This window comes from Pseudomonas avellanae BPIC 631 (assembly GCF_000444135.1).
GTDB classification, from domain to species: Bacteria; Pseudomonadota; Gammaproteobacteria; order Pseudomonadales; family Pseudomonadaceae; genus Aquipseudomonas; species Aquipseudomonas avellanae.
In genome coordinates this window covers 1-2853 of the sequence record NZ_ATDK01000321.1, presented here as the reverse complement: position 1 = coordinate 2853, position 2853 = coordinate 1, and the positions used below count along the sequence as shown (strand labels likewise).

General features: G+C 52.3%; 2 protein-coding genes. Both read right to left on the bottom strand.

From position 1 onward, the window contains the following. Position 1: 1 nt before the first annotated feature. Positions 2-1423, bottom strand: coding sequence for an ATP-dependent nuclease (locus DW49_RS0119475; protein WP_024421366.1), 1422 nt, complete (start codon positions 1421-1423; stop codon positions 2-4). Between the two features lie 182 nt (positions 1424-1605). Further along, positions 1606-2427 carry a hypothetical protein gene (locus tag DW49_RS0119470; protein ID WP_024421365.1) on the bottom strand — a complete coding sequence of 274 codons (822 nt, stop codon included), beginning with the start codon at positions 2425-2427 and terminating at the stop codon, positions 1606-1608. Positions 2428-2853: the final 426 nt, after the last annotated feature.

Below are 2853 nucleotides of genomic sequence, written 5' to 3'. Positions count from 1 at the left end.
GTTAGTTGGTGGCTGATTTTTTCGAAAACAGTACACTAGCATGAGTGAATGCGAAATCTAAGTCAGCGATCACACCGCATTTGATACCCATTGCTGTCAGGACAGAAAAACCTTTGGGAATCGAAGTACAGCTACCGAGAGCAACAAAGCAGATCCGTTCGAGCTCAGGCCTGACCCCATAGAGCTTTTCGTAGATGAGTGGTAGCAGCCTCTGATCGGTTTTGCCCTCGCAGAGAATTACCTTTTCAGCGAAATATATCTCAGCAATATTTCCGAGCTCAAAAAGAGTTCGAGATTGGGCTTGTGCCTCTGCCATAGCTCGCGCAACCGCCGCGCCCATTGGAATGCGAACCTCGGAACCATTCTCCCGAGATCTGCGCACTATCACCGTTTCAGGCGCGTTATCCCTGCTCACCATCAAGGGCGAATGGGTTGTGAACACGACTTGGTAGCCGGATTTCGAAAGCACATGGAGTGCTTCCCTAAGGCCTCTGACACCTTGAGGGTGGAGGAAAATCTCAGGCTCGTCGATCAGCAGGAGACGACGGGCAAGGTCTTGATCGCGGGTTTTACGGATATCGGCCAGAAGCCGGATCAAGGCAATTTGTATCGCACGCTGCGCACCGCTACCTAAGGTGTCGAAGCGTCTGGTTTGACCGGATATCTCATCGGTCACGTTTAGATCGCCGCTCTTGAAAAACTCCTTAACGTCGATTGACGGTACGTCTAGGTTTAACAACAAACCAGGGAAGAAGCTTGAGAGGGCATTGGTGGCGCTGGTATCGAACTCAGTCAGTAGAGGGGATCGGTTCTCACCGTCGGCTCCCAGTATATTCCTGACCGCTGTGAGTGCATCCTGAACCTCTTGGTGGGCAGTGAGGATAGGCGCCATGATTTCATCCAGCAGCCCACGAATTGTGCTGCCAGCTTTGCCTTTGCCTAAGTCTTCCTGGACATCATCCATGGCGCGGATGTGCAACGCTTCGGGTAACAATGCCGAAATGGCTTGAGGCAGACCCGTCGGATAGGAGCGCCAGGAAGTAGGAAGGCCTTGCTCATCTAAATCGGCATTTCCCCAGACCTCCGTGGTCGGTTTGGTCGAGCCTGAAGCAGAAATCCTTATCCAAAGGTCACCGTTGATGCAGTAGGGGGTAATCGCGGCTTGATGTTTGGCTTCAGGGATTTGTGCAATCAGCTCGTCTGTAATCCCGGACACGCAGGCGCTGATGATGATTGGTTGGTCGGGGTCATTCGCGTCTGTTTTCGCAAATGCCTTTGGTGATAGTACCAACCTAATCGCGTCGAGGACGGTGGATTTCCCCGCGTTGTTTTGACCGACCAGTGGTGTGAAATCACCCAGAGGCAAAAAAACTTGCTTGCACGAGCGGAAGTTCTTGATGTGTATTTTGCTCAAGGAGTGCATGGCCGGAATTCCCTGTCTACGGTGGGCATGGATCCTCAGCGTAGTTGGAAAGTGGCGCTGCGCACTGTCCTCCACGAGCATCATGGTTCTTGTCGACCTGCGCAGCTTGTTTTGTAGTGGGTGGATGCGTCAGAGCGGAAGGTGAATAGCCCGCGTTTGCGCCGGCCATCACCTGGTCAGTTTTAGAGTTCGTGCTCAATATCGTCGAAGAAGTTCGGGCCTAGCTCGTACTCCAGAGAACCAAATCGCGCTAGGAGGTCTGCTCTCACTCTACCCTCGGCTACAGGTTCAAGATTGATCCAGTAGCTGTATACGAGCCCCTCATCCGATTCATTAGTCGTGACCTCCGCATCGGACAGAAGCTCTGCGTCTTCTACAGATATGTCCAATTCGCTCGCCAAGGCTTGGGCCATGGTTATACGGTTACCGCGTTCAGCTTCTTCAACTTGGGCCCAGTGCTCCCATTCAGACCTACGGTCGCGATCAGCATCAGACTCACTGCTGGAGATGACCACGCCTTCCTCAGCAAGCAGCCATATACCCTCACGGCGTAGCAATTCGACCGTGGCTTTAAGATAGAACGCTGCACCGTGATACATCCTCTCTTGGTCTTGCTGCCCCTGATACGTAATGGAGAGCCCCAACGTCAGCTTTCCGGTTGTATCGCTGTAGGCAGTGGTTTCCACTTCAAGAACATCAATCGTGAATCCGCTCGCATTGGTATCCGCAATCGCACCGGAGAGCTGATCCTCCAATTCTAGATCCAGGTCGGCGTAGACATCATCCTCATGGATCGCTTCGGAAAAGTCTTTGATCCCAAATACAGCCACCATCAGACGCGGATCCTTTGGGTTCCGTTGGGCGACTACAGACAACTCATGGTAATCAGCGAGGCCTGCTTTCTGCGCCAGGGTTTCTTGAGCGACAGAAAGCTTCAGGCCCTGATCACGAGCAAGCTGTTTAGCGTGGGATTTGAAGATTTTTAGCCGGGAAAAGTCAGACATGGCAATGGTTCCTAAATCTACGACGCTTAGGTGTCCGATTGCCTGTTCACCGAGCAGCGTCTGGTTAGGGACATGCCGATGTAAAACTGAAGGGTGTCACAGATGGGCTATTGCTTCGCGAAACAGGCGCCAGGCGACCATCACCGCCTAGCGTGATCATAGGTCAGAGGAAATAGCCCTGCAATACCCCACCCGAACGTTTTCAGTGGAGGTTTTTTAGCGTCAGCCAATGACCGTGGAAAGAGTTGAGGGACAGCAACTGACGGAAAAAACGAACCAGATCTAACGAAGAAATGACGCCACCGGATTGTCACTTTTAAACGCAGAGGGGGGTTGTTCTAGGGTCTGTTCCCGTTTCACATTGGTAGCCACAGAAAAGCGCAGGCCATTGCTATGACGCTTTCATAGCAATATCGCAAAGATCGG